Genomic DNA, 26,296 nt, shown 5'->3' with positions numbered 1-26,296 from the left:
GATTATCCCTTAATACTAAATGAGCCGGAAATCTGCTCACCCTGGTTGCTCTGCGCCCCGAGGTTCACCGTTAACCTGGCTTTTTCCAACGCATTCTTAAATTTATCAAACTGCTGATAATCACTGGCAAGCGCCTGCAGGCGTAATTCCTGGCGTTTGCTGTCAAATTTAATTGATGCCGGTTTCAGTCCGGGCACAGTGGCAAAAGCAGGTTGTACTTTAGCCAGCATTTCCAGGAAACCACCGCTGCTACTGCCCGGCCCCAATTCATTAAGCTTTTGCTTTAACTGCGATTTGATCGTGGTTACCCGCACCCTTTTAGTGGCAGGAAATGCTTTTTTATAAGTGTCGATTATCTGCTGTTCAACCGCTGCCTGCTGATTAGATACCTGCATCAGTGACGCACCTTTAATGCCGACATTCATCACCAGGGCAAATACGGCAATACCTGCCGCCCACAGCCAGCTGGTGGTGGCTTTAGATCTCGGCTGCACCTGCTGGAATTCTCCCTGTAACAGGTTTACCAGAGAAGGGTCTACATGTTGTGCCAACAGAGCTAGCGGCAGCTCTTCCGGCTGTGCCCGGATAATAAGCTGATCGTCCCCCTCAAGCGCCGAATAGGCATCAATAACCAGCTCAGCCGAACTGTTTTCACTATCGGGGGCTTCATGATCTTCATCTGAAACTTCACCATCATCGCTTTCACTTGGTGTCTGCGTTGCCTGCTGCCATTTTTCACACATCAGCGGCCAAATACCGTTATCCAGGCATAGCCCTTGCCACTGGCCCTGGCGCACTAGCGTTTGTTGCCCTAAACCAACGGCTGACCAGCTATCATCATTTTCGGATAAAGGCATTGCCAGTACATCCGGGATGATATGCTTGGTACTAATGCCGGCATCCGCCAGCCAGCTTTGCCATAAGTGCATTTGCTCGCGATCAACTACCGCGGTAAAACAGTTATGCCCCTGCTCATCTTCTTTAATATTGCCGTAGGCAAAGAATAGCTGCTCGACATCCTGAGCCAGGTCATCTTCGAGCATATAGGGAACCGCAAGCCGGACAGCACGGCCGGATTTACCCGGCACTTTCAAGCGCCGCAATGAGACGTCACAACCGGGTACAAAAACCGTCACCTGGCGGTTTTCCGCCTTGTCACTCAGTTCGCCCAGTTGCCCGGTATGGTCCAATTCGCCGCTGGCAATAATTTCACGGTTAGCCCCGGACCAGATCAACCAATGAATACATTCCTGGCTCTGGCTGGGCAGTCTAATAAATAAAGTTTCAGCCATCAATCACGTCCTATAGTGCGGCTAATTACCTGTACCTGATTATTATTATCTACTTTCATAATCGAATTCAGTGCAAAATAACTATTGTTAAACTTGGTTGTTGTTCTTAGCTTAAAATATTCGCTGTCGACAACAAACTGCTTCTTCTTATCATCATCTAATTTCGCCTTGCTTATTTCAGGCAAATTAAAAAAATCGTCTACCGATTGAAAGCCTTCCTCATCGCGGGAAGACAATGCCTGCTGAACATCCGATAACGGGATATCCAATAACGCCTGCAACACCACCGCCTTCTCGGCATCCACGGTATTAATATTCAGCGCCAGGGTAGGCTCACCCGGGATCACACACACATGCTCCTTAAGGGCATTGATCACCGGCACGGTAAAGTGCTCGACAATACGCAACTCATTGACACTGCCAAGTAAGTTATTCGCCGGCAGATAGGGAAACTCTTTGGCGGCATAATCATTATCTTCGGCGCCGCCGGCACTGACAATGGAGCTGTTGTCATCAAGCCAGTCCGCTAAGGCATCCGCCATATATTCTGCTTCAAATTGCCCGACCCCTTCAACATTCAGGTCGGTGATCAATTTTTCAAAGGCTTGATGGGCAGGCGATTTATTATTGCCGCCATTGCCGCTGTTATTGGCATTTTGCGAACTCGCCGGAGCCCTTAAGGCATTTAAATTAAAACACGCCTGTAAATCAACCACCTCGGCTGTGATCTGGCCAAAATCCACCGGATAGCTGACTTCTCCCTGCGCCCAGGCCTGGCCCAGATGGGTGACATCCGGCTCATCCTCATTGATCAGCAAGATTGCCCTTTTACCATAGGCTTCGGCTGCCATGGCATACCAATAGGCCTGCTGGTTAAAGTTAACATTGGTGGTGCGCTGCATCTGCAATTGCAAACGGGCGGTCATCTGGGTTGCCAGTATCGATGCCAGGGCAACAACCAGCATCACAGTGATCAGCGCGACCCCTTTTTGCTGCCTGGCCATTATTTGCTCCCCTTAGAGGCACCGCCGGAGTTATTTCCGCCGCCTGCCGAGTTACCGCCATTATTATTCGAACCTTTGCCTTGTGAGGAGTTGCCGCGCGACGAAGCGCCGGGACCGCTGTCTTCAGGCATATCACCCGCCACTAAATACTGGCGGCGCACCAGGCCATAATCTTCCAGTTCAATTTCAATGGCAATGGCCAGCGGCAAAGTGCCCTTGGCCAGTTCTTCCTGCCACTCTTTACCGTCAAAAAAGTCAAATTTCAGCGAAGTTACCCCGGAGATCAAAGGCCGTACTTTAGGCTCTTCTCCCGGCACCGCATCGACAAAATTAAAATGCAAACGCTCCAGGGTTTCTTCGTTTAGCTGGTAAGCCACCGACTGCATGTCGCTGCGGGGCAATAACAAACCCGGGTTAGTCCAGCCATTGCGGACAAAACCTATGGCCTGGGTTTCAGAAAAAAAACTGCTCTCGTCGGTATGAATATAGCCGTCCAGGGGCTGTTCACCGTTCACCCGGATACTGCGACGGGCAATTTGCGTCAGATCCCTTTCAATCAATAAAAACGCCCGCTGCAACTCGTTCATGCGCTCGGTGCGGGTTTTAGAGGCTTCCTCACTGGAAAGCACGGTATCGAAAATAGTAAAACTTGACAGGCTGACCACGGAAAAAATGGCAATAGCAATCAGCACTTCCAGCAGGGTAAAACCCCGGTAATTAGCAAAGGGCTTCATTAGAGGCTGCCCTTGGCCAGGTAGGTGGTCAAACTGGTGAGCGGTTTTTCGGCTTTTTCTTCTAAACGGATTTCCATTACCACCTGTCTCATATTGGTATCGGCGGTTTTTACCACTTTTTGTTGCCAGAACCATTCGCGGCCAGCCATTTCTACCTTGCCTTTTTTATTATTTTTCGGCGGCCAGGTGGTCACCAGACTTGTCGCTACTAACTGATTGGCCGCCACCCAGTCGGCAAAGGTTTTCTGCTCCAGGTAACCCAGGTTGCGCGAGTTGGTATCGGCTGCCCCGAGTAAGGCAACACCGGCAATAGCAAACACCGCCATAGCTAACATGACTTCAATCAAAGTAAAACCGGCGGTTTTAACAAACTTATTCATCGGCTTCCGGTCCTGCGATAACTTTGCCGTCAATTAAAAACTCCATGGTCAAAGGCGTCGTAAACAAGCCTGTCACCCGGTAGGCAAATTCCTCATCCAGCACTAACTCCTCGATAAAACTAAAGGTCAGGCTAAAAGGCGTGATATCACCGCCTGAGAGGATATAGACCTGGGGAATAATTTTTTCTTCTTCCTCTTCGCTAAAACTATCTTCCTCTTCCACTTCAAAGATACTGCGGTCATATAAGGCAGGCTCTTCTATCGGCAGGTCATCAAGTTCCAGTGCTATAACCAGATCTTCCGGCACACTGTAGGAGGCAAATAAATCTTCATCCGGCAACGGACTCCAGCGGACTCCGTCATAACCGACAAACTGGTAGCTATTTTTATCTACCAGCAGGCCCAACTCGACATTGTTGAGCATGGAATATTCGGCGGCAATATCGAACACACCGGCAAACCTTTGGCTGGCTTGCCTGAGTTTTTCTTCCGGGCGGCTACCCGACGTTGAAAACTGTACCAGGGAGACCATGATGCCGATGACCACAATCACCACCATCACCTCGATCAGAGTAAAACCTTTGCTCCCACGTCCTGTCCGTAAACCTTTGCCCGATGCGTTAACAGCGGCAAAGGCCCCTTGCCTGCCCAAAGTCATGATTACTGATAATCACCCAGGTTCCAGTTACCGATATCGTCTTCGGTACCCACTTCACCGTCCGGTCCCATGGAGAAAACGTCCATCTTGCCCTGCTCGCCAGGATTTAATAACTGGTAGTCGTTGCCCCAAGGATCTTGAGGTAAACGTTTTACATAACCGTCCTCAGGGAAGCGGCGCGGCAGCGGCTCAATATCGGTTTCCGTCACTAAGGCTTCCAGCCCCTGATCTGTGCTCGGGTAGTTATAGTTATCCATCTTGTACATACTTAACGAGGTTTCCAGGGCATTGATATCAGAAACCGCTTTTTGGACATTGGCGCGCTCCTGGCTGCCCATCAGGTTAGGTACCACCATACTGGCGAGAATACCTAAAATCACGATCACTACCATTACTTCCAGTAGCGTAAAACCACGCGCTTTTTTCGCTTTGTGTAAATTTTTCATCATTAACTTCCTGCTTAAGTTCCCATTAAATTATTTAGTTGCATAATAGGTTGTAAAATTGCCATGACAATAAACAACACTACCCCGGCCATAGACACCATCAGTGCCGGCTCAAATGCCTTTAACGATATATTCATCAAGGCTTCAAATTCTCTGTCCTGGTTATCCGCCGCCCGCTCCAGCATGCCTTCGAGCTTACCGCTTTTTTCACCACTGGCGATCATATGCAGCATCATAGGCGGAAACAGTTTGGTTTGTTCCAGCGACACCCGCAAACTCGAGCCTTCGCGTACCTTGTCCGCCGATTCTTTGATCTTTTGCTTGATATAAAGGTTATCCAGTACCTCGCCGGAAATACGCATGCTTTCCAGTAGAGGCACGGCACTGGCAGTTAAGATACTTAAGGTACGGGCAAAACGGGCGGTATTAAGGCCGCGGGCGACTTTACCGATACCGGGCATGGCAATAAGCCGCTCGTGGTAAGCCAGGCGGAAGGCGGGCTTTTGCAATAACCGGGAAAAGCCCATCATCACCAGCATGATAAACAAGAGGATAAATAAACCATAGGCCTGTAAAAAGTCACTGGAGGAAATCAAAAACTGGGTGGTACCCGGCAGGTTTGCCCCCATATGCTCAAACTGACCGACAATTTTCGGCACAACCGCCACCAATAAGATTGCAATCACCCCGACCGCGACCAGGGTCATGATCACCGGGTAAACCAGCGCCTGGATCAAATCGGAGCGCATTTTTTGTCTTTGTTCGGTATAGTCCGCCAGACGGTTCAATACCTTGTCCAAATGACCGGATTTTTCCCCCGCAGCGACCATGGCCCGGTATAAATGACTGAATATTTGCGGAAACTCCGCCATACTCTCTGCCAGACCATAACCTTCGGTAACCTTGGTACGCACCGCCATCACCATACTTTTGATGCGGTTTTTTTCACATTGCTCCGCCACCGCCATCAGGGATTCTTCCAGCGGCAAACCTGATTCCACCAGGGTTGCCAGCTGACGGGTCATCAGTGCCAGCTCAGCGGCAGAGACCTTGCCCCTGCCGCCGGTTTTTTTGGTATTTTGCTTGGTTTTTTGCAGGCTGGGCACCACCTCGATCGGCATCAGTCCCTGCTCTTTGAGCTGGGTGCGCACCTGGCGCGGGGTATCTCCCTCGATCACCCCTTTTTTCGTTCTGCCGCGGTTGTCTACCGCCTGATAATCAAATGCTGCCATTTCACCCCCTAATCTTCACGCGTGACACGTAAAACTTCTTCCAGGGTGGTTAAACCGGCCATCACCTTATCGAAACCGTCGCGGCGGATACTCGGGGTGCTGCGGCGGACAAATTTCTCAATCGCCTGTTCGCCCTTGCCGTTATGGATCATTTCCCTGACCTTGTCATCCACGACTAACAATTCGTGGATACCCATACGTCCCTTATAACCTTTATGGTTACATTCGCTGCAACCCACGGCGCGGTATATCTGCTGGGTATTATCATCCCCCAGGCCTAACATATGAATTTCTTCTTCATCCGGATAATGGGCTTCGCGGCAATTCGGACATAAGGTCCTCACCAGTCGCTGTGCCAGCACCCCTAACAGGGATGAAGATAACAGGAAAGGTTCAACCCCCATGTCTTCCATCCGGGTAATGGCGCCGGCGGCGGTATTGGTATGCAAAGTCGATAATACCAGGTGACCGGTTAAACTCGCCTGCACACCGATTTGTGCGGTCTCCAGGTCACGTATTTCCCCCACCATCACCACATCGGGATCCTGACGCAAAATAGCGCGCAAGCCGCGGGCAAAGGTCATATCGACCTTGTTGTTTACCTGGGTCTGGCCTATGCCTTCGATGGCATATTCGATCGGATCTTCTACCGTCAGAATATTTCTTTCCCGGCTGTCTATCTGGGTTAAACCGGCATAAAGGGTGGTACTCTTACCGGAACCGGTAGGGCCGGTTACCAGGATAATACCATGGGGTTTATCGATTAAATCGCTGAAACGCTTACGGTTAGAATCTGTCATCCCCAGATCTTGTAAATCAAGGCGGGCCGCGTTTTTATCTAATAAACGCAATACCACCCGCTCGCCATGGCCGGTAGGCATAGTCGAGACCCGCACGTCCACCGCACGGCCGGCGATACGCAGGGAAATACGGCCATCCTGGGGAATACGCTTTTCCGCGATATCCAGCTTGGCCATAACCTTGATACGCGACACCAGCAAAGAGGCCAGTTTACGGTTGGGTTTTAACACTTCCCTGAGCACGCCGTCGATACGGAAACGTATCTGCAGCGCCTTTTCAAAAGTTTCGATATGGATATCCGAGGCATTTTCCTTGATCGCCTCACTTAACATGGCATTGATCAGCTTAATAATCGGCGCATCATCTTCATTTTCCAGCAGATCTTCCGATTCCACCATTTCATCCGCCAGCGAATACAGGTCGACTTCGTTACCTATGTCTTCCATCATTTGCTTGGCTTCGGAGGAATCCCGCTGGTATGCCAGGGTCAGCAACTGTTCAAATTCATTTTCACTATGAAATTCGACGCTAAAAGGCGCCCGCACCCGGCGACGCACTTCCATCAGGATGTCGGCATCAACGCTTTTCAGGCAGGCCAGTACCAGGCCGCTTTCTTCTTGGCTGATCAGCACACTGTGGCGCTTGGCAAAACCAAACGACAGGCTTAAGTCGGCCGCAGGACCTTGCTGCTCAAGCCCGTCGTCGAACCCGGCAGTGTCATCCTGCTCTGTCCCTGAAAATTGCTCAGTGGCGATTTGCTCAGCCGCCACCTGCGCAGCTTCTGCCTGCTCAGCCTTTACTTGTTCAGGCGCGGCTGAAAATGTTTCCGGCTCTGTCACCTCAGCCTCCCTATCCATAACTTTCATCACTAATGTTCTTGCTTATCGGATGAAGTATCATCCGATTCTTTCTGCTCAATATATTCATCAAACGTCGGCGGCAGCGCCAGCTCGTCACTCCACTCGGGGATCAACGGCAGTTCGGCATCGCCTAATAAAGATAACCCGCGTTGTTGTTTTTCTAATTCACCGGCGCGGATAAAGTTATATCTTTCTTTACTTATGGTGCGCATGGTTTCGCCGTCCCGGATAATGGTGGGACGCAGGAACACCATCAGGTTACGCTTACGCACGCTATTGCTGGTGGATTTAAACAGGTGCCCCAGCACCGGGATATCCCCAAGCAAAGGTACTTTCTGCAAACTTTCCTGGACATCGTCATCAATCAGGCCACCCAGCACTATGACCGCGCCGCTATCAGCCATCACAGTGGTTTTGATTTCACGTTTGTTGATGGAAATATCCACCCCGGTAGCACCGCTCACCGAAGAAACTTCCTGCTCTATGGTCAGCTGCACCCCAGAACCTTCATTGACCTGAGGCGTAACCTTAAGCTTAATCCCCACTTCCTGACGATCTACCGTCTGGAACGGGTTGGAGTTATTGTTGCCGGTGGCAGAGCCGGTAATGATCGGCACTTCCTGACCGACAATAAAGTAGGCTTCTTCGTTGTCTAATGTGGTAATACTCGGACGGGATAACAGGTTAGAGTTAGTATCGGTACTGACCGCCTGTAAAATCGCGCCCCAATCGTTATCGACAAAACCTAACATACCGCCGCTAACCGAACCTAAGGCGCTGGCCAGGACAGTAAAGTCACCGTCGGTATCCGGGTTCTTGGTTTCAACCCTATTATTATTTTCATCATAGGTAGTAATGGTAGTCCCTTCTTCACCTTCAGCCGCGGCAACCCCGGCCGCTACCGAACTGATAGTCGCAGGACCATTGGTAAACTGGGTAAAGCCGCCTTTCTCGTGGAACCACTGCACGCCGAGGTTGGCGCCGTCACCGTCGAATACTTCCACGATAATTGCTTCCACCAGTACCTGGGCACGGCGGATATCGAGCTGGCGAATAACCGCTTCAAGGGAACGTAACATATCCGGCTGTGCAGTAATTACCAAGGTATTGGTGTCTTCGTGAGCTTCGATACTGATATTGCGTTTTTTCGCACTCCGGGTTTTGGTTTTATTGGTTTGCCCTTCAGCTTCAATAGACTCGCTGACGCCGGTCAACACCTTCACCATATCTTCCGCTTTGGAATATTTCAGGTAATACACCCGGGTATTGCCGCTGGTTTGCAGCTCGCTGTCCAGGCGCTCAATCAAGTGGGTCACCCGCTCACGCGCCTGGCGCTCGCCGCTGACAATAACGCTGTTGGTTCTGTCGTCGGCAACAATTTTCGGGATCAGGAAAGTCGGGGTACCCGCTTTACCCTGGGTGGATTTATTCATGGCTTCGACGATACGCACCATTTCACCGGCTGAAGCATGCTTCAAACGGATGATCTGTACGTCTTTATCGCCGGCTTTATCCACCCGCTGGATGATTTTCACTAAACGGTTAACCACGGCCGCAGTACCGGTGAGCATGATAACGTTGGCGGGGTCATAGTTGACCACGTTACCGCCACCGGCCTGATCCGATAACTGGCGCAGTAAAGGCACCAACTCACGTACGGTCACATTTTTGACTTCGATTACCCGGGTGACCATTTCATCTCCCATGCCCGGGTCTTCATTGCTGACTACCGGGATAGAAGAGGTTTTCGCATCCTTGGAGCGGATGATTTTAATGACATTATTATCCATTTCCACGGCGGAGAAACCGTAAACTTCAAGCACATTGAGGAAAAACTGGTAATACTGCTCTTCCGTTAATAAGTCATAACTGCGAACATTAACCTTACCGCGCACGTTGGGGTCGGCGATCATGGTTTTCTTTAAATTTTTACCGACAATATTTACAAATTCGGTGATTTCCGTCCCTTTAAAATTAGGAGAATATTGCGCGGCATAAACCGGCTCCGGCACTGTTAAAGTACTAAAAGCAATGGCGGCTGATACGCCCAGTACCAGTTTTTTCAACTTAGGAGCACTTACTGTCTGGCTCATTAAAAAATTTCTCATAACTAATTATCTATCCTGAACAATATTTCTGTCATTTCGCCATTACGGTCTATCAGTAAAGCCACTTCTCGTTCTTGTTTTAAGGCTCTTAATGCCTGGGCCGCATCCGATGGCACGGTTAAATCGAAACCATTCATTTGCACCGCCACATCACCCGATTTTAACCCTGAGTTCTGGAAAAACTCGGGATTTTTACCCGGCATCAGGCGATAACCGGTGACACTACCATTTTCTCGCTTGGGGGAAATCTTCAGATAGTCTGTAATCTTCCCCGGATCCTTGGTGATATCATTACGCAAGCTGGTCACACTTTTACTTAACTGACGGTTATCACGCTGATCTACGCGCTTTGCCGACGTTTTGGCTCCCTTGCTTCTTTCCCTTGATTTTGTCCGCGATGACTTAGCCTTACTCTTGTTCTTATTAGTCACCGGCTTGGCACGGAAGGTTTGCGTTTTGCCTCCTTTACCCTGCTCATAGTCAAAACCATCGAGCATTAAGGTTTCCAAACGACCCGACTGTTTTATTAAGACCCTGTCATTGTGTACTTGTTCCAAGGTTGCCCGGGTACCTGTGATTAAATCGCCGATACCATAGGTTTCCTGGCTCGACTGATGCTCAATAATAGCAGCGGCATTGTCACTGTTACTACTGGCCACCACACCGGTCAGGGTAAGATTTAACCGGGTCTCCGGCGCATCTTCGATTTCAATCACTTCTTCCTCTACCGCCTGGCTATTATACTCTCCGAAAAGGTTTAATGCCTGTATCTTGGAGACACTGACGGTTTGTTTTTCCGCAGAAACCTTTTGGTTTCCGGGTAAGCTGGTTGCGGTATTGTTAGCGGCGGGGTCGGGCACTAACATCCATGTAATCTGTGCTCCCAGATATGCGATATAAGCCACCAATAAAAAAATGACAACTTGCGCAATTCTCTGTTGCGGGAGTTTGGCTATCGTTTCATTTAACGAGGCCATATTATTTGGCAATTCCATATAGTTCTATGTTTTTCTTTATTATTTACGTTAAGTGACGATATTAAGCTCAACCGATGATACTTGACCATTAGATAAGCAACAAGCACAGCGGCGACATTGTCACTAAAATTTACAATTTAAATCCTTATGGCGAAATGCGCAGGGTTATGTTAACTTTCGCCCAATTTTTAATCGGGGGAGCAGCTATGGCAACAAAACCAGTGGCATCGAGCACGGAAACTAACACGACTCGATTAGACAAATGGCTCTGGGCGGCACGTTTTTATAAAACCCGGGCCATTGCCAAGCAAATGATCGACGGCGGTAAAGTCTTTTACAACGGACAACGTACTAAATCAGGTAGAGCCGTGTCAATCGGTGATACAATAAAAGTTAGGCAAGGTTACGAAGAAAAAGAGGTCACTGTCATCGCACTTGCGGATAAACGCAGGGACGCCACCTTCGCACAAACCCTGTACCGGGAGCTGGAAAGCAGCCTGGAAACACGCGAAAAAAATGCCCTGGCCCGCAAACAGGGAATTTTATTAAGTCCCGCCGGTGACGCTAAACCGGACAAGAAACAACGCCGTAAAATCCGACAACTTAAAGAAAGGATATAACTGAATATGTCTCGTTCTGACGTTTTAAACCGCTACTTATTTGATGATCTGCATGCGCGTGGAGAATTAGTACAATTAAAACAAAGCTACCAAGAAATTTTAGGTGAGCACGACTACCCCGCCGGGGTACGCACCTTGCTGGGTGAATTACTCGCCGCCACCTGTTTACTGACCGCCACGATAAAGTTTGAAGGCGAAATCACGGTACAGCTCCAGGGAGACGGCCCCGTGGGTTATATCGCCGTCAACGGCAACCATAACCAGCAAATGCGCGGCATTGCCCGGTTAAAAGAAGCCACAGACGCACAAGGCCTGAAAGCCCTTATCGGCAAAGGCAATATGATCATCACCATACGTCCGAACCAGGGAGAAGCCTATCAGGGCGTGGTGGCCCTGGACCGGGACACCCTGGCGGATTGTCTCGCCCACTACTTTGAAGTATCGGAGCAAATCCCCACCCAAATATGGCTGTTTTGCGATGAGCAGGCACAGCAAACCGGCGGCGCCCTGGTGCAATTAATGCCCGATGGTGAAGATAAGGAAAAGCAGCAACAGGACTTTGACCACCTGTGCCAGCTGACCCAGACGATCAAGAGTGAAGAACTCTTTACCCTGGATGCCGAAACCTTGTTATACCGCTTATATCACCAGGAAGAAGTACGCCTGTTTGAGCCTCAAAATGTCAGTTACCAGTGCAGCTGCTCGACAGAAAAATGCCTGGCCGCCATTGCCCAGATTGAACCGACAGAGCTGAAATCGATTCTTGCTGAACAAGGCAACCTCAGCATGACCTGTGATTATTGCATGACCACCTATGCTTTTAACGAACAGGACTTAAGCGCTTACCTTGACGAAGGTAAAGACGCAGCAGGCGGTGCTGTCACTAAGCATTAGCCAATTCAAGCCAGGCGCCATTTCTGCAACAGCAATGGCGCTTGTCCCTGCCTTGCCTCACGACCCACCACCATTACATTCTGGTTACATTTTCAGAGACTTTTATTTACATCACTAGCTAAGCCGTGCTAAAACCTCTGGCCTTATTATTAAATTTAAGCTTAAATGCAGCTGTTCAATAATTAACCTAGCGTTGGAAGTTAACGTCTGCTCGGCCCCCTCACAAGCCAGACAGACGCGAAGTAAAACAATTATAAAATTTCACCTCTGTGAAACCTGGAGTATCCATGAGTAGTAAAGTAGCCATTGCCGTCTCCGCGGCTTTGATGTCAATGTCCCTGAATGCGGCCGCCGAAAGCCAGTTAACCCGGTTAGGGAAAAGCCAGCTGTCAGCAGACACACCAACCAAAACGTTAGCCAAAACTAATGCACCGGCAGTTTTTACCCCGGAAGCAAATCTGGGTCAGGGCACCTACCGTTATTTGATCCGCCTTAGCGAAGCTCCCGTAGCCTTATACCAGGGCAATATCGCCGGTTTTAAAGCTACCAGCCCGGCAGTCGCCACAAGTGCGGCAAAAACAGCGGACGGAAAACTCAATATCAAATCCGATGAAGTCAAGGCTTACCGCGGCTTACTGAACAAACGCCAGGATCAGGTAATTGCCAAGGCGGAAAAAGTCCTCAGCAAACTGGATATTAAACAACGCACCACATTGGCCTTTAACGGCATAGTGGTTGAAATGACCCAGGCGGAAGCTGAAAAGCTGGCCAAGGTAGAAGGTATCGCGCAAATCCAGCGCGAACAGCTACGCCACCTGACGACAGATGCCGGTCCTGCTTTTATCAAGGCACCAAGTATTTGGAACGGCAGCGCCAGCGGCACCGCCTATCAGGGTGAAGGTTTAATCGTCGGCGTACTTGATACCGGTATCAACAGCGATCACCCGTCTTTTGCCGATGTCGGCGCCGACGGCTACGACCACACTAACCCGGACGGCAGCGGCGTCTACAGCGGCGACTGCGCCACCGAAGAATGGGCCGGCCTGTGTAACGATAAACTGATCGGTGTCCACAGTTATCCCCTGATCACAGACGACTACCCTTTATTTGACGATACTGTACCCGCCAACGGCGTCGACCATAATGGCCACGGCTCCCACACCGCCAGTACCGCCGCAGGTAACGTCCTGAAAAACGTCACCCTGGATAATGGCCTTGAGATCGAAGAAATGTCGGGTGTCGCCCCGCATGCCAATATCATTTCCTACCAGGTATGTTTACCCGGGGATCCCGGCGATAATATTGAATTTGACGGTTGTTACCCTTCCCTGACCATTTTAGCGGTAGAGCATGCCATAGAAGCCGGGGTTGATGTCATCAACTATTCCGTTGGCGGCGGCAGCTCAGATCCCTGGCAGGACGGTGATTCTTTAGCCTTTTTATCTGCCCGTAAGGCAGGCATCCATGTGGCCACTTCCGCCGGCAACGATGGTCCGAATCCGTACACTTTAGGCTCTCCCAGTGAAGCCCCCTGGATCACCACCGTGGCCGCCGGTACCCATGATCGCCAGCTCATCGAAAACCAAATGACGGTCAATGGCCTTGACTATGATTATGCCGACAGCACAGGCCCGGAAGTTGATGCAGAGTTTACCGGCACCCTGTTATATGCCGGCAGCGTAGACGAAGCCAATATTGAGGGCTGTGAAGCTTATGCGGCAGACGCCTTTAAAGATAAAATCGCCCTGATCAGCCGCGGCAGCTGTAACTTCTCCGATAAAATTATCAATGCCGCTGACGCCGGCGCCAGTGCCGTGGTTGTCTACAACAACCAGGGTGGTGACGACTCCGCCCTGAGCATGAGCGGCCTGGCCGGCACTAGCATCCCTTCGCTCTTTATCTCGGAAAATTCAGGCAAAGCCATTATCGGCGCACTGGCTGAAGACCCGGCATTAAGCGCCTCCTTTGCGCCGTTCCAGATTGCAGAAGCCGACGGCGGTGAAATGGCAGATTTCAGCTCCCGCGGTCCTAACCTGTCGGTGGCAGATGTTTTATCTCCGTCGATTACCGCCCCGGGTGTCGGTATTTTAGCTGCTTATGCCGATGAAATGTCTGCCGGCATGATACAGTTCCCGGCTCCCAGCGATTACGGCTTCTCAAGCGGTACTTCCATGGCCAGCCCGCATATTGCCGGCTCCCTGGCCCTGCTGGCGGGATTACAACCCAACTGGACCCCGGCACAGGCACAATCGGCATTAATGCTGACCGCCAACCAGGAGGTATTAAAAGAAGACGGTGAAACTCCGGCAGATTTCTTCGATATGGGCTCAGGTTATGCCAACGTTGCTCTGGCTGCGGCCAGTGGTCTGGTGATGGATGAAAGCTATGACAATTATGTGGCTGCCAACCCGGCCACCGGCGGCAAACCGTCAGCCCTGAATTTACCCAGCATGGCAAATGCGACCTGTATCGACAGCTGCACCTGGATCCGCACAGTAACGGCAACTTCAGATGCCAGCTGGAGCGCCAGTGCCGAGTTACTTGATACCAACAGCGATTTTACCGTCACAGTCTCACCGGAAAGTTTTGAACTGGCTGCCGGTGAATCTCAGGAACTGACCATTACCGCAGACGTCAGCGCCAGTAAAAATGACTGGAATTTTGCCAATATCAAGCTAACAGCAGCAGGCTTTCCCGATGCCCGGTTGCCGCTTGCCGTGAAACCCGGCGAGAGCAACCTGCCGGAAACTTTGACCCTGCTTGCCGACAGCGCTCAAGGCTCAAAAACCTACAGCGGTTATCAGGATAAAAAACTATCGATTATCAGTGCCAGTCTTTACACCAAAAAAGACGTGATCAGCGAAGAAACAGATGAACTTCAGGAAAACTTTGCCCAGGAATGGCAGTTAGATCTGACAGAAGATGCCGCTTTGGTGTCTTTCTCCCTGGGTGAAACCACGGCACCGGATCTGGATTTATATGTTTATGATAGCGATCGCAATCAGTTGGGCTCATCAGCAACATCTTCTTCGGATGAAAGCATCACACTGACAGATGTCGCCGCCGGCATGTATATAGTGGAAGTGGTCAATTACCAGGCCTCAGTTGCCGGAGGCTCGGATGCCTATGAGTTAAATATTTCAGCCATCTATCAGGATGAGGCTTCACAAGACGACAATGTCGCGGTTGCTGTTGTTCAGGATGAGGGCAGTGACGAGTTTTCTCTGAAATTTGACTGGGACCTGAGCAACAGCTTAGATGAAAGCACCAACGGCTTGCTCTACCTGACCGCCGAAGACGGCAGCAACTACCCTATTAATTTCACCTTCGATATCACAGAAGTCACACCGACAGCGACGATTTCATCCTCTGCCGTCAATGTGATCGAAGAACAAAGGGTCACCCTAACCGGTTCCACGGCGTTTAATAAGAACGGCGCAGAAGTGAGCTATCGCTGGGAGCAGTTGTCAGGCCCTCAGGTATCCTTTGACGCCGACGCCCAGAGCATCAGCTTCTTGGCACCTAAAGTCAGCCAGGATGAAACATTATCATTCAGCCTGACGGTAACCGAAGCCAACGGCAACACCAGCACAGAAACCACCAGCGTTAACGTCATCAACAGACGCAACGGTGGCGGCGGGTCTTTTGGCTGGCTCACATTACTGGCAGCACCTTTATTGTTCCTTCGTCGCATGAAGAAATAATCACCAGGTGATATCAAAGGGCGCCCGGCGCCCTTTTTTTATGCCTGCAATATACCTGGTACCCTCTCCGCAGATTTAAAATTGCCAATTAAACATCTCTTTTTCAACTGACGAACCGACCTTTTTACCTGCCTGACAGTAAGGCTAACTGCCTAAAATACCCTGCCTGAAAGTCAATCACAGTCCAAGTTGGCAATAACGACAATAATCACTGTTAAAAATGGAAGAAATTCCCGGATCAAAATGCTAATAAAATTCCATAAAAACCGGGGTTTTCTTGAGTGAAAAAGCTATTTCTGATCAAAAGTGAAAACTATTATGAAAACTTTCAGACAAAACAAATTTAGTGCTTTTGTTTTAACCGCTATTGCCCTAGAATGAGCGCCCGGAACAAGTGCCCTATAGCTTAATTTTAAAACCTGTCATACCGTTAGGAGAGTGTTTACCATGACCGCAGTACACAGCTCAATTGATTTGTCTTTATACGGAATTAAAGACGTTGCTGAAATTGTATATAATCCATCTTATGAGTTGCTATTTGCCGAAGAAACCAAAGAAGGTCTCTCTGGCTATGACAAGGGTGTTGTCACTGAACTGGGCGCGGTTTCCGTTGACACCGGCATTTTTACCGGCCGTTCGCCAAAAGATAAATACATCGTCCGCGATGATGTGACCCGGGATACCGTGTGGTGGTCTGATCAAGGTAAAAACGACAACAAACCTATGACGCCTGAAACCTGGTCTGAATTAAAAGGCCTGGTTACCGAGCAGTTATCTGCCAAACGTTTATTTGTGGTTGATACCTTTTGCGGCGCCGACGAAGCGACCCGTTTAAAAGTTCGTTTTGTTACCGAAGTTGCCTGGCAGGCGCACTTTGTCAAAAACATGTTTATCCGTCCGACGGATGAAGAGCTGAAAAACTATGAACCGGATTTCGTGGTATTAAACGGTGCCAAAACCACTAACCCGAACTGGCAACAGCAGGGACTGAACTCCGAAAATTTCGTAGCCTTTAACCTGACAGAAAAAATGCAGCTGATCGGCGGCACCTGGTATGGCGGCGAAATGAAAAAAGGTATGTTCTCCATGATGAACTACCTGCTACCGTTAAAAGGCATCGCTTCCATGCATTGTAGCGCCAACGTCGGTAAAGACGACGACGTTGCCATTTTCTTTGGCTTATCCGGAACCGGTAAAACCACCTTGTCTACAGATCCTAAGCGTAAGCTGATCGGGGATGACGAGCATGGTTGGGATGATAACGGCGTATTCAACTTTGAAGGCGGCTGTTACGCGAAAACCATTAACCTGAGCAAAGAAAACGAACCGGACATTTACCAGGCCATCCGCCGCGATGCCCTGCTGGAAAATGTCACGGTAAATGAAGGTGGGTTAATTGATTTTGACGATAACTCAAAAACCGAAAATACCCGGGTTTCTTACCCTATCCATCACATTGACAATATCGTAAAACCGGTTTCACGTGCCGGCCATGCGAAAAAAGTCATTTTCTTAACCGCGGACGCCTTTGGTGTATTACCGCCGGTAGCCAAGTTAACCCCGGAACAGACGGAATATTACTTCTTGTCCGGCTTTACCGCCAAACTGGCCGGTACCGAGCGTGGCATTACCGAGCCGACCCCCACTTTCTCCAGCTGTTTCGGCGCGGCTTTCCTAAGCCTGCACCCGACACAATATGCTGAAGTATTGAATAAACGCATGCAAGCGGTTGGCGCAGAAGCCTACCTGGTTAATACCGGCTGGAACGGCACCGGCAAGCGTATCTCGATCAAGGCCACCCGGGCGATTATCGATGCCATTCTTGACGGTTCTATCGACAATGCAGAAACTCAGGTATTACCTTTGTTTAACCTGGAAATTCCAACTCAGGTTGCCGGTGTTGAAGGGAATATCCTGGATCCGCGTGATACTTATCAGGATAAAGCCGAGTGGCAAGGCAAAGCTGCCGATTTGGCCAAGCGTTTTGTCAATAACTTCGAGAAGTTTACCGATACCGAAAACGGCGCTTCCTTAGTGTCTGCCGGTCCTCAGTTATAATAACTGATCCTGTCCTGTTCATGTGAACTCGTGATATAGGACATAAAAAAAGCCGCAAATGCGGCTTTTTTTATGTCTGTTTTCCCCTTAGCTTCAACAAAAACATTTTTGAGCAAAGCAAAAACTTAATATGACAGAGGCAAATAAACCTTGGCCTGCAAGCCTCCCTGCTCACGGTTGGATAAGATCACCTTGCCGCCATGGGTATCGACGATACGTTTGATAATCGCCAGTCCCAGGCCGCTTCCTTCGGTACCGCGCGCCTTATCTCCCTGGGTAAAGGGCTGGAATAAACGGTCAATCTCGGCTTCAGGGATCCCTTCCCCTTCATCACAAACGCTGAAGTAGGCATATTTCACCGCCGGTCCGCTAGCCGCTACCCTGGCTTCAATACCAGTTTCAATAAAGATCCCGCCCTCGGTATAGCGCAGGGCATTTTGGATCAGGTTGGCCACCACCCGCTTAACCGCCACATAACGCAGTGGAATTTCCGGCAGGTCGCCGGCGCTAAACTGGATAACCCGGTCCGCCGGCGTTTCGGTATGCACCACTTCTTCAATCAGGTAATTAAGGTCGCCGGGCTCGGCTTTGTCTTTGGTATCATGGCGAATATAATCGATAAACTGATCGATGATGCTGTTCATATCATTGATATCGCTTTCGATACCTTCTTTAAAAAAGTCATCTTCCCCGGACATCATTTCCGTGGCCAGGCGGATCCGGGTCAGCGGAGTGCGTAAATCATGGGAAATACCCGCCATCAGCAAATTCCGGTCGTCTTCGAGCTGTTTGATGCCTTTGGACATATGGTTAAACGCCTGGGTGACCGCGGAAATCTCCGTGGTGCCCCGCTCTTTTAACGGCTCAGGAAAATCTCCCCGGCCCACTTCTTCCGCCGCCCGCTGCAGGGACTTCAGCGGCCGGTTGAGTTGCCGGACAAACAGCCAGCCGCCGGCGACACTGAGTACACCGATCAGGCTGAGGAAAAACAATAAGGGTAAGAAATTGGCTTCTTCCAGCCCGGTCAGGGGAATCTTGACCCATAAGCGCGGTGCCTGTGGCGGCCGGATCCAGAATAAATATTCGTCTCCCTGGGTGATACGCACTTCCGCCGGGCCGCCGAGCAACTTGCTCATTTCATCGGAGCGGTACGGATAATAAACCGCCTGCGCCAGCCCCAGCTGCAGGGCATCTTTCTCCCGGTAGAGACCGATACCGGTTTCGTGCTGGAACGCCTCTGCCATTGCCGGGCTAAGCTCGGAATGTTTGACGTCGATAAACACCACCCGGATTTGTTTGGCCAGCAGCTGATGGATTTGCTGAGAATTGGGCTGGATATAAAATATCGCCATGGACACCCAGGACACTACCTGGTTGATTAACAGCAAGATCCCGATCAATAAAACCGTCTGGCCAAACGCACTGCGTGGTAACAACTTCATATTAACTGGATTTCGCCCTATACCGCTTCTTTACCGTCGGGCACAAAAACATACCCTAAGCCCCAAACGGTCTGGATATATCTGGGTTTGGCGGGATCTTCTTCCAGCATACGGCGCAAGCGGGAAACCTGCACGTCTATGCTGCGCTCCAGCGCCGAGTAATCCCGTCCCCTGGCCAGGTTCATCAGCTTATCCCGGGATAAAGGCTCCCTCGGGTGGGTGATCAGGGCTTTAAGCACGGCAAATTCACCACTGGTCAGCGGCATGTTGACATCGCCTTTTTTCATTTCCCGGGTGGCAAGATTTAATTCATATTCGCCGAAACTGATAACGTTTTCTTCCAGCGAAGGCGCCCCCGGGGCTTCCTGAACCCGGCGTCTGAGTACCGCCTTAATACGCGCTAGTAATTCGCGCGGATTAAAAGGTTTCGGCATATAATCGTCGGCCCCCAGTTCCAGGCCGATAATGCGGTCAACTTCATCCCCTTTCGCCGTCAGCATAACAATAGGAATATTATTGGAATTTTGCCTCAGGCGGCGGCAAATAGATAAACCATCTTCACCCGGCAACATTAAATCCAGCACCAGCAGGTGAAAGTTTTCCCGCTCCAGCAAACGATCCATTTGATCGGCGCTGGCGGCGCTACGCACAGTAAATCCCTGCTCTACCAGATAACGCTCCAGTAAAGCCCGTAATCTCATATCATCATCAACAACTAAAATTTTCGGTGTTTCATGTCCCATAGCGCACTATTTTCATACCAGATTAACTTGCTGCCACTATAAGACATCTTCCCTTAGATTTGAAAGGGCTGAGGGGATAATTATTCAGGCATTTGTTACAAATTATGAAATGCTATTTCATTGCCTCCCGGCAAAGGAATAAAATCTCCCTTTAGAGATGGCGATAAAAAACAAACATTAAGCTAGATACAAATGCCGTTAAATATGGGACACTGAGCGGATGAAAGTATGGGTCCATTTTGTCAGAGCACCAATTCGCGTTGTGCAGATCAGCCGTAAAAGAAGTACGATTCGCCTCAAGCGCCAGATGGTCAGGGTTAAAATCGCCCTTGCCCAGGAAAAAACCGAAACCAAAGAAATGCTGGTGATATACCGCAAGTATACCCAGGGAAATGCCAGCGAGGCAGAAATGAAAATGGCCAACAAGCAATTTTTGGATGTGCTTAAAGGCCTGGGACTCGGGGTGTTTGTGGTGTTACCTTTTGCCCCTATTACCATTCCCGTGATGATCAAAGTCGGAAGATGGGTGGGAGTGGACATTATTCCCAGTTCATTTTCATCAGCCAAGCTGCCACGGCAACAACAGCAAAAGACGCAAGAAAAATCTTAGCCGATTATTTCAGGTAACGGATGGCTTGTTCGGTGACACACTTAGTAAGGCTTTTTTGCCTTTCTTCCCGGGATAAGGACGCAATGGCCTGGCGTACCAGCTTCATCTTCTGCTGCTTCTCCAGCTGAGACATCTCAGAAAATTGCTCGTTAAAACAGCCGATTAAACCGAAATTAAGGGCAACATCCGATTTTAAAGAATCGTCGGCAAGGCAAGTAGTGAGTTTGTCCGCCAACTGATCCCGATCCATCTTCAACACCAGTTCACTGATATGATAATTGATGGGATCGATTTTTCTTTCTTTATTACAACCGTAAAACATATCCGCTACCGTCACCACGGGAATGAGTTGTTGGTGTTGCTGGGAAAATTGTTTCTTCAGCCATAAATTATGGGCTTCTTGCTGTTTTGCCGCTTCATCAGCCAGAACAGGGTCAGCCGCTAAAAAATTAAAGCTGGTTAAGGCGATCAAAACAGCATTTTTAATAACCTTCATTTTCGCTTCCGGGTATTTTTATTCAAAGACATCGACAACAAGTTTACCCCGTTCGAGAAGACGAATACAAGTTACCGACAAGTGCTTAATTAAAACTTAATATCCTTATCCGGACAGTAAACTTTACCGCCGAAAAATCTGTTTGCACTCACGGAGCAAAAGCATTAGTGTTTAAAAGTCAACAACATCCATGGAAAGCTTATGTCTAAACTTTTTGCTGTCTGCTGTTATCTTTACCTGGCCATCTGGGCTGCTTCTGCTTACGCCGAAAAGGTAACCCCCGCTGACGAACTGGCCCGGCAACTGGAGCAACACAGGGGTAAAGTGGTTTACCTGGATTTTTGGGCATCCTGGTGCGGCCCGTGCCGCAAATCCTTTCCCTGGCTGTCAAAAATGCAGACACAATATCAGCAACAAGGCTTTGTCGTACTCAGCGTTAATCTCGATCATAACCAGCAGTTCGCCGACGAGTTTTTGCAGCAGGTACCCGCCGATTTTCCGGTGATTTACGATCCCCGGGGCGAACTAATGAAACAATATAAGATAAAAGGCATGCCCAGCAGTTTTTTGTTTGACCGCAGCGGCGGCATCATCAGCCATCACGCCGGCTTCAGCGAGAAAAAAATCCCTTTATATGAACAGGAAATAGCAAACGCCCTGGCCCGGTAAACGGATCGTAAAAAACACAAAAGAAACAAAGGGAGTATCGGCAAAGCGCCTTTCCGGGAAAAGGAACGGGGAAACTAATAAGTACTACTACGCTACCACTACCACCGCACTTATTAGCTAATCAAACAATGGTGTCGCGCTATATCAGCTTAGCGCAACTTTATTGGTTCAGCCACTGCCTTTGCCTGAGGGCGATCAACAAGATAAATAAACTAAACAAGGCTAAGGTCGAAGGCTCAGGAATATCCGTGGTTTCAATAGTAGGATCCCTGGCCCATAAGGTATAGTTTGACAGACCATGTTTCCCTAAGGTGTTACTCATGTCCCAGGTGCCGGTAAAGGCAAAATTAAAATCGCCGGCTAAGACAGGATCTAACCCCAGGTCGCCAATATCAAAATCATACATGGCAAATTGTTTGCCGCTTTTGAAAATAATGGCCACCTGATCAAAAAACAAACCACCGAGTAAATCCAGCAGCGCCTGCGGGTTAGTCGCCGGCGGCGTCCAGGCCCAATCGCCTTTAACGGCATCTCCGCCGACACAATTGGTACTGTTATCGTCTTTATCCAGGCAATTGCTCATGGTCAGCAAGTCATCGATAAAGGTATAGGAATCGACACCATCGGTACTGGTTTCGCCTTTAAAGCCAGCCCCTTCATCTTTTCCCAGATAAATCCAACCGGGATCATCGACATCCCCTTCGCCGTCTAAGTCGAGTAAATCAGCGTTTTCAATAAAAGCCCCGGGGCCCGACCAGAAAGGTGATTCGCTGTTTAACCAGCCATCATCATCATAGCCCAGGTTACCATTGCTGGGTTTAGTGAAAAGACTGTTATTGCCTCTGAAGGCGCCATAGCATTCACTGGAGTCGATCGGCGGAACATTTACCACCGGACTGCCATCGAGCAATTGGATACTATTCAGTTGGACATCTGCAACATTACAAGGAGCCGGGGGTAAATGCCCGGCAAAAGCAAAAGAAAGGTTTAACAAAAAAACAATAGCGGTTAGAAATATTGTTTTAAATATTTTCATTATTATCAGCCCTCAATGCACGATTAGCATCCTGACTGCTTACAACTCCAGCGTCCTCTTTGCGCTTTTACTGCTGTTCAGGTTTTAAGCATAAATCAGACCTTAATAAATATTGTTGAATATTCATAAAGTTAAATTAAAGGAGCTGTTATCACTGTAAAAAATACTGACATGAAATAACAAAATACAACCAAACTCACCACAAAAAGCATATAAGCAACTGTTTTATTAGTACCTTATTGATCATCGAAAGCTAATCCCAAAACTTTAGCCCAGCTGTGACAAGCAGTTGTAATTAATACTGACAACCGCCACCGAAAGGGCAGTATCAAATAAAAGCGCAATACTAGCCCTGCTTTCGCCAACTGATCAGCTGGTTATTGGCTGGCATCTGAATATCTGAAACCAGTTCAAAACCCTGCTGCCGGGCCAGCCGATCTACCTGTTCAAAGTCACGGATACCGCTTTGGGGATCCCTGTCTTGCAGCCACCGTTGGAAATTGGCGTTGCTGTCGCTGGTATATGCCCCTTGATACTTAAAGGGTCCGTAAATTGTGAGCAAGGTGCCTGGCCGGCAAACTTTTGGTAAATAGTCAAACATCTGCACCACAGATGGCCAGGACATGATATGTAAAGTATTGGCGGTAAAAATACCGTCGTATTGCTGCTTAGGCCAATCTCCGGCAAGCGTTACATCTAAAGCTATCGGCACCAGGCAATTGTCGATGGCACCGTGTCGGATATTTTCCGTTAATGCCGGCACATTTTCAGCCAAGTCTGAGGGTTGCCAGCTCAAATGCGGCAAACCTGAAGCGAAGTGCAAGGCGTGCTGCCCCGATAAGCTGCCCAGCTCAAGCACCCGGGTAACAGGCGCAAACAGCTGTTCCAACTCAGTTAAGATATAACCCTGATTACGCTCACATGAAGGTGAAAAATTTAACATGCCCATTTCATTCCGATAAATAAAATCCGATTATCACTATCATACCCTGCTACCCGGCTGAACTAAACATCAGGCTGACAACCGGACGCTATCAGACAATACACAAAACAGCAGGCATAAAAAAAGACGAACCAGGTTCGTCTTTTTTAGCCAATCAATAGATGATTAATTCATTTTTGCCCGGTTAGAAGCTGTATTTATAACCTATGGTCATGGTACGAGGTTTACCTGCCATTAAAGAGCCGTGGGTACGGGTTGTTGCATACTCTTTATCAAACAGGTTGTCGATATTCAGGGTCAGTTCCTGATTCTCGGCCAGGTTATAATGAGCCGCTAAGTCGACTACGGTACGGCTTTTAATCATTTCATCATTCGGAATATCGCCGCTGCCGGCAATAGTACGCATCTCATCCATATAGCGCACTAAGACATCGCCACGCCAGTTATCTCCCACCAGACCGGCAGCAAATTGCAGCTGATTATCCGGTACATATGGCAACTCTTCACCTTTAGTGACATCTCCCCAGGTATCGAGCTTAGATTCAAAACTGTTTAAGAACTCAGTGTCGGTAAAGGTATAGGTCAAATCTACCGGCACCAACAAGGTAGCCAGTTTAAATTCATAACCTGCTTTCACTTCCAGGCCTTTCACTTCTACTTCACCGGCATTGTATTGCTCACCGACATTTTCATCGGCGCAATTCTGGCTGACGGTACAATTACCGTGCATATTGTCATAGTCAGAGAAGAAGGCAATGGCTTCGGCATGTAAGCTTTCGTTGTTATAACGTAAACCTAACTCGTAGTTGATACTTTCTTCATCGTCTGCTTCTTCATTACCCGGTGCCGGTGGCGCGAAACCTTTTTGGATACCACCAAGCAGTACTAACTCTTCGTTGACTCTATAAGTTAGCGCCAGTGACGGCAACCAGACATCTACGGTATTCTTGGTGTGTTTTACCGGATCCTGGGTGCGGGCAAGATCATCTTTCCAGTCATGACGTTCTAAGGTGATGTCTTCATAACGTAACCCGGCATTGATGATAAAATTCCCCAGGGTATATTCATCATGAACAAATAACGCCAAAGCTTCTGCGCTGTCGATACGGTTAGAATCGGCACCGTGAACACCGGCAACATCCAGGGTCATCTGGTAATCCTGATCCAGGGTGTATTCATCAACCCACTGGAAACGGTCCATTTCATCTTCATGATAACGAACACCAAATTTCAGCTGATGATCGTCAAGGTCGATATCCAATACAGTTTGCAGACCCTTAGACAGGTAATCGCGACTGTTGGCTTTCACCTGGGCATAAATTTCACTCTCTGCGCCCCGATCATAATCTGAAGCGATTTCAGTACCGCCAGAACCCAGGCTGGAGAATTTCTTCACTTCAATAACGCTGCCGTCTTCCTGTACTTCCTCAACCATCTTGCCGACCTTGCTGGTTTTGTACCAGTTACGGCTAAAGTCATTGTAGTAGGCGGTAGTCATCAGGTTGAAACGGCCGTTGATTTTGATCAGGTGGTTAATCTGTACCTGCTTATGGGTAGTGTCCATATTATCCAGCTGAGAAGCTGAATAACGGGCATAAGGATCGGCGGCAAAGTCTGCGTCCGTCAAGCCCATATAAGTTTCATCGGAGTCTTCATCCGAGTATTTTAATTTCAACTCCAGCTCTTGATCGTAAGCGGCGTTTTTGTCGCTGTTAAAACGAACTTTCGCTAAAATATCATTTTTTACAAAACCGGTATCACGATCACTGTTGTTAATGTCTTTAAAACCATCCGCCTGATAACGGAACACCTCAAATACCGAAGAAACCTGCTCACCGGAACCGCCGGCGTAGGCATGCACTTTCGCGTAACCGTCTTCACCTGTGGTCAGGTTAAGCTGACCGGCAAGGGCTTCATCAGGGATCTGGCGGGATAACATGTTGATCACACCACCTGTGGTACGCGGACCATACATGGCGCTGGAAGTCCCCTTAAGCACTTCTACCTGCTGCATACGACCCGCGGTCGGGAAATAGTAAGCTGAAGGTGAAGCATAGGGCGCCGGAGCCGCTAAAACATTGTCTTCCATGATAGTAACTTTTTCACTGCGGTTCTGACCTGTACCGCGCATACCGATATTAGGACGTAAACCATAACCGTCTTCTTCCAGTACATAAACGCCGGGCACTGAGGTTAAGGTACGCATGATATCGGTAAAATCAAACTTGTTCAGCTCTTCTTCCGTGATCATATGGGCGCTTCCGGGCACATCATTTACTGCCTGAGCACTGCCAAAAATGGCCAGATGTTCGATATTATCATCTGTGTCTTTGGCAACAGCAGTGTGACTAATCGCAGCTAAAATTGCCGAGGCAATTAAAGCCGGTTGAAAAAACGATGAACTACGCATGGGAAACCTTATTGAGGTAATAACTTTGTAAGTATATATATTTAAGCATTATTACTAATACGAATCAATGTCATTTGTGTTTTATTGACACTAATCCGACTTCGTTTGATCGATATCAAACTCTCACAATTTCACCAGAATTCAACCTGTAAGTACGGCGGAAATTGCCCAAAAAAAAG

The 26,296-nt window shown here is 48.9% G+C and carries 22 protein-coding genes; 6 read left to right on the top strand and 16 right to left on the bottom strand.

The features are described 5' to 3' along the window. Positions 1-2: 2 nt before the first annotated feature. Genes gspL through gspC form a run of 10 tightly spaced genes read right to left on the bottom strand, consistent with a single transcriptional unit; the run spans position 3 to position 10,510 of the window. The gene (gene gspL / locus QL234_RS18545; RefSeq protein WP_281559282.1) at positions 3-1,292 is read right to left on the bottom strand and encodes a type II secretion system protein GspL; all 1,290 of its coding nucleotides are present in this window, start codon (positions 1,290-1,292) and stop codon (positions 3-5) included. Then, a complete protein-coding gene (gspK, locus tag QL234_RS18540) occupies positions 1,292-2,296 on the bottom strand; it encodes a type II secretion system minor pseudopilin GspK (RefSeq protein WP_281559281.1) in 1,005 nt (334 codons plus the stop codon). The genes gspL and gspK overlap by 1 nt, the downstream gene beginning before the upstream one ends. Next, positions 2,296-3,030 (bottom strand): type II secretion system minor pseudopilin GspJ, encoded by a 735-nt coding sequence (gene gspJ / locus QL234_RS18535; RefSeq protein WP_281559280.1) that lies wholly within the window; start codon positions 3,028-3,030, stop codon positions 2,296-2,298. The genes gspK and gspJ overlap by 1 nt, the downstream gene beginning before the upstream one ends. Continuing rightward, positions 3,030-3,410, bottom strand: a complete 381-nt coding sequence (gene gspI / locus QL234_RS18530) for a type II secretion system minor pseudopilin GspI (protein WP_281559279.1) — start codon at positions 3,408-3,410, stop codon at positions 3,030-3,032. The genes gspJ and gspI overlap by 1 nt, the downstream gene beginning before the upstream one ends. Next, the gene (gspH, locus tag QL234_RS18525; RefSeq protein ID WP_281559278.1) at positions 3,403-4,068 is read right to left on the bottom strand and encodes a type II secretion system minor pseudopilin GspH; all 666 of its coding nucleotides are present in this window, start codon (positions 4,066-4,068) and stop codon (positions 3,403-3,405) included. The genes gspI and gspH overlap by 8 nt, the downstream gene beginning before the upstream one ends. Before the next feature lie 2 nt (positions 4,069-4,070). Further along, positions 4,071-4,517: a type II secretion system major pseudopilin GspG gene (gene gspG, locus QL234_RS18520; RefSeq protein ID WP_281559277.1), complete on the bottom strand. Its 447-nt coding sequence runs from the start codon at positions 4,515-4,517 to the stop codon at positions 4,071-4,073. A gap of 11 nt (positions 4,518-4,528) precedes the next feature. Then, positions 4,529-5,746 carry a type II secretion system inner membrane protein GspF gene (gspF, locus tag QL234_RS18515; RefSeq protein ID WP_044834272.1) on the bottom strand — a complete coding sequence of 406 codons (1,218 nt, stop codon included), beginning with the start codon at positions 5,744-5,746 and terminating at the stop codon, positions 4,529-4,531. An 8-nt stretch (positions 5,747-5,754) separates the two neighbouring features. After that, positions 5,755-7,413 (bottom strand): type II secretion system ATPase GspE, encoded by a 1,659-nt coding sequence (gene gspE / locus QL234_RS18510; protein ID WP_281559276.1) that lies wholly within the window; start codon positions 7,411-7,413, stop codon positions 5,755-5,757. Positions 7,414-7,415: 2 nt separating this feature from the next. Continuing rightward, positions 7,416-9,515, bottom strand: coding sequence for a type II secretion system secretin GspD (gspD, locus tag QL234_RS18505; protein ID WP_281559275.1), 2,100 nt, complete (start codon positions 9,513-9,515; stop codon positions 7,416-7,418). A gap of 2 nt (positions 9,516-9,517) precedes the next feature. Beyond that, complete coding sequence (gspC, locus tag QL234_RS18500) at positions 9,518-10,510, bottom strand: type II secretion system protein GspC (protein ID WP_281559274.1); 993 nt, start codon at positions 10,508-10,510, stop codon at positions 9,518-9,520. A 188-nt stretch (positions 10,511-10,698) separates the two neighbouring features. Between gspC and QL234_RS18495 the strand changes: the two genes are divergently transcribed. The 4 genes from QL234_RS18495 (at position 10,699) to pckA (ending at position 17,768) form a co-directional block, all read left to right on the top strand. Continuing rightward, complete coding sequence (locus QL234_RS18495; RefSeq protein WP_044834463.1) at positions 10,699-11,112, top strand: S4 domain-containing protein; 414 nt, start codon at positions 10,699-10,701, stop codon at positions 11,110-11,112. A 6-nt stretch (positions 11,113-11,118) separates the two neighbouring features. After that, a complete protein-coding gene (gene hslO / locus QL234_RS18490) occupies positions 11,119-12,006 on the top strand; it encodes an Hsp33 family molecular chaperone HslO (RefSeq protein WP_281559273.1) in 888 nt (295 codons plus the stop codon). Between the two features lie 287 nt (positions 12,007-12,293). Further along, on the top strand, positions 12,294-15,710 hold the full coding sequence (locus tag QL234_RS18485; RefSeq protein ID WP_281559272.1) for a S8 family serine peptidase: 3,417 nt from the start codon (positions 12,294-12,296) through the stop codon (positions 15,708-15,710). 447 nt (positions 15,711-16,157) lie between these two features. Next, complete coding sequence (gene pckA, locus QL234_RS18480) at positions 16,158-17,768, top strand: phosphoenolpyruvate carboxykinase (ATP) (RefSeq protein ID WP_281559271.1); 1,611 nt, start codon at positions 16,158-16,160, stop codon at positions 17,766-17,768. Between the two features lie 125 nt (positions 17,769-17,893). On the opposite strand, the gene envZ is transcribed toward pckA, so the two are convergent. Both envZ and ompR read right to left on the bottom strand, forming a co-directional pair. Beyond that, positions 17,894-19,210: a two-component system sensor histidine kinase EnvZ gene (gene envZ / locus QL234_RS18475; RefSeq protein WP_281559270.1), complete on the bottom strand. Its 1,317-nt coding sequence runs from the start codon at positions 19,208-19,210 to the stop codon at positions 17,894-17,896. A 17-nt stretch (positions 19,211-19,227) separates the two neighbouring features. After that, a complete protein-coding gene (gene ompR, locus QL234_RS18470; RefSeq protein WP_044834278.1) occupies positions 19,228-19,953 on the bottom strand; it encodes a two-component system response regulator OmpR in 726 nt (241 codons plus the stop codon). A gap of 220 nt (positions 19,954-20,173) precedes the next feature. Here ompR and QL234_RS18465 point away from each other — a divergent pair, with 220 nt between their 5' ends. Next, positions 20,174-20,563, top strand: a complete 390-nt coding sequence (locus QL234_RS18465; RefSeq protein ID WP_281559269.1) for a hypothetical protein — start codon at positions 20,174-20,176, stop codon at positions 20,561-20,563. A 4-nt stretch (positions 20,564-20,567) separates the two neighbouring features. Here the strand turns inward: QL234_RS18465 and QL234_RS18460 are convergent, their stop codons facing one another. Then, positions 20,568-21,059, bottom strand: a complete 492-nt coding sequence (locus QL234_RS18460; RefSeq protein WP_281559268.1) for a hypothetical protein — start codon at positions 21,057-21,059, stop codon at positions 20,568-20,570. Between the two features lie 201 nt (positions 21,060-21,260). On the opposite strand from QL234_RS18460, the gene QL234_RS18455 reads away from it, so the two are divergent. Beyond that, positions 21,261-21,728, top strand: coding sequence for a TlpA disulfide reductase family protein (locus QL234_RS18455; protein WP_281559267.1), 468 nt, complete (start codon positions 21,261-21,263; stop codon positions 21,726-21,728). 160 nt (positions 21,729-21,888) lie between these two features. On the opposite strand, the gene QL234_RS18450 is transcribed toward QL234_RS18455, so the two are convergent. The 3 genes from QL234_RS18450 to QL234_RS18440 all read right to left on the bottom strand — a co-directional run bounded on the left by QL234_RS18450 (position 21,889) and on the right by QL234_RS18440 (position 26,117). Continuing rightward, on the bottom strand, positions 21,889-22,764 hold the full coding sequence (locus QL234_RS18450; protein WP_281559266.1) for a PEP-CTERM sorting domain-containing protein: 876 nt from the start codon (positions 22,762-22,764) through the stop codon (positions 21,889-21,891). A 346-nt stretch (positions 22,765-23,110) separates the two neighbouring features. Next, on the bottom strand, positions 23,111-23,707 hold the full coding sequence (locus QL234_RS18445; RefSeq protein WP_281559265.1) for a DUF938 domain-containing protein: 597 nt from the start codon (positions 23,705-23,707) through the stop codon (positions 23,111-23,113). A gap of 184 nt (positions 23,708-23,891) precedes the next feature. Then, positions 23,892-26,117: a TonB-dependent receptor gene (locus tag QL234_RS18440; RefSeq protein ID WP_281559264.1), complete on the bottom strand. Its 2,226-nt coding sequence runs from the start codon at positions 26,115-26,117 to the stop codon at positions 23,892-23,894. Positions 26,118-26,296: the final 179 nt, after the last annotated feature.

This window comes from Thalassomonas sp. RHCl1 (genome assembly GCF_947387555.1).
GTDB lineage: Bacteria > Pseudomonadota > Gammaproteobacteria > Enterobacterales > Alteromonadaceae > Thalassomonas.
This window is presented reverse-complemented; position numbering and strand designations above follow the sequence as displayed.

Excerpts from the sequence above, each read along its gene's own strand:
- gspL (WP_281559282.1), bottom strand. The coding sequence starts at position 1,292 with ATGGCTGAAACTTTATTTATTAGACTGCCCAGCCAGAGCCAGGAATGT.
- gspK (WP_281559281.1), bottom strand. The coding sequence starts at position 2,296 with ATGGCCAGGCAGCAAAAAGGGGTCGCGCTGATCACTGTGATGCTGGTT.
- gspJ (WP_281559280.1), bottom strand. The coding sequence starts at position 3,030 with ATGAAGCCCTTTGCTAATTACCGGGGTTTTACCCTGCTGGAAGTGCTG.
- gspI (WP_281559279.1), bottom strand. The coding sequence starts at position 3,410 with ATGAATAAGTTTGTTAAAACCGCCGGTTTTACTTTGATTGAAGTCATG.
- gspH (WP_281559278.1), bottom strand. The coding sequence starts at position 4,068 with ATGACTTTGGGCAGGCAAGGGGCCTTTGCCGCTGTTAACGCATCGGGC.
- gspG (WP_281559277.1), bottom strand. The coding sequence starts at position 4,517 with ATGATGAAAAATTTACACAAAGCGAAAAAAGCGCGTGGTTTTACGCTA.
- gspF (WP_044834272.1), bottom strand. The coding sequence starts at position 5,746 with ATGGCAGCATTTGATTATCAGGCGGTAGACAACCGCGGCAGAACGAAA.
- gspE (WP_281559276.1), bottom strand. The coding sequence starts at position 7,413 with ATGAAAGTTATGGATAGGGAGGCTGAGGTGACAGAGCCGGAAACATTT.
- gspD (WP_281559275.1), bottom strand. The coding sequence starts at position 9,515 with ATGAGAAATTTTTTAATGAGCCAGACAGTAAGTGCTCCTAAGTTGAAA.
- gspC (WP_281559274.1), bottom strand. The coding sequence starts at position 10,510 with ATGGAATTGCCAAATAATATGGCCTCGTTAAATGAAACGATAGCCAAA.
- QL234_RS18495 (WP_044834463.1), top strand. The coding sequence starts at position 10,699 with ATGGCAACAAAACCAGTGGCATCGAGCACGGAAACTAACACGACTCGA.
- hslO (WP_281559273.1), top strand. The coding sequence starts at position 11,119 with ATGTCTCGTTCTGACGTTTTAAACCGCTACTTATTTGATGATCTGCAT.
- QL234_RS18485 (WP_281559272.1), top strand. The coding sequence starts at position 12,294 with ATGAGTAGTAAAGTAGCCATTGCCGTCTCCGCGGCTTTGATGTCAATG.
- pckA (WP_281559271.1), top strand. The coding sequence starts at position 16,158 with ATGACCGCAGTACACAGCTCAATTGATTTGTCTTTATACGGAATTAAA.
- envZ (WP_281559270.1), bottom strand. The coding sequence starts at position 19,210 with ATGAAGTTGTTACCACGCAGTGCGTTTGGCCAGACGGTTTTATTGATC.
- ompR (WP_044834278.1), bottom strand. The coding sequence starts at position 19,953 with ATGGGACATGAAACACCGAAAATTTTAGTTGTTGATGATGATATGAGA.
- QL234_RS18465 (WP_281559269.1), top strand. The coding sequence starts at position 20,174 with ATGAAAGTATGGGTCCATTTTGTCAGAGCACCAATTCGCGTTGTGCAG.
- QL234_RS18460 (WP_281559268.1), bottom strand. The coding sequence starts at position 21,059 with ATGAAGGTTATTAAAAATGCTGTTTTGATCGCCTTAACCAGCTTTAAT.
- QL234_RS18455 (WP_281559267.1), top strand. The coding sequence starts at position 21,261 with ATGTCTAAACTTTTTGCTGTCTGCTGTTATCTTTACCTGGCCATCTGG.
- QL234_RS18450 (WP_281559266.1), bottom strand. The coding sequence starts at position 22,764 with ATGAAAATATTTAAAACAATATTTCTAACCGCTATTGTTTTTTTGTTA.
- QL234_RS18445 (WP_281559265.1), bottom strand. The coding sequence starts at position 23,707 with ATGTTAAATTTTTCACCTTCATGTGAGCGTAATCAGGGTTATATCTTA.
- QL234_RS18440 (WP_281559264.1), bottom strand. The coding sequence starts at position 26,117 with ATGCGTAGTTCATCGTTTTTTCAACCGGCTTTAATTGCCTCGGCAATT.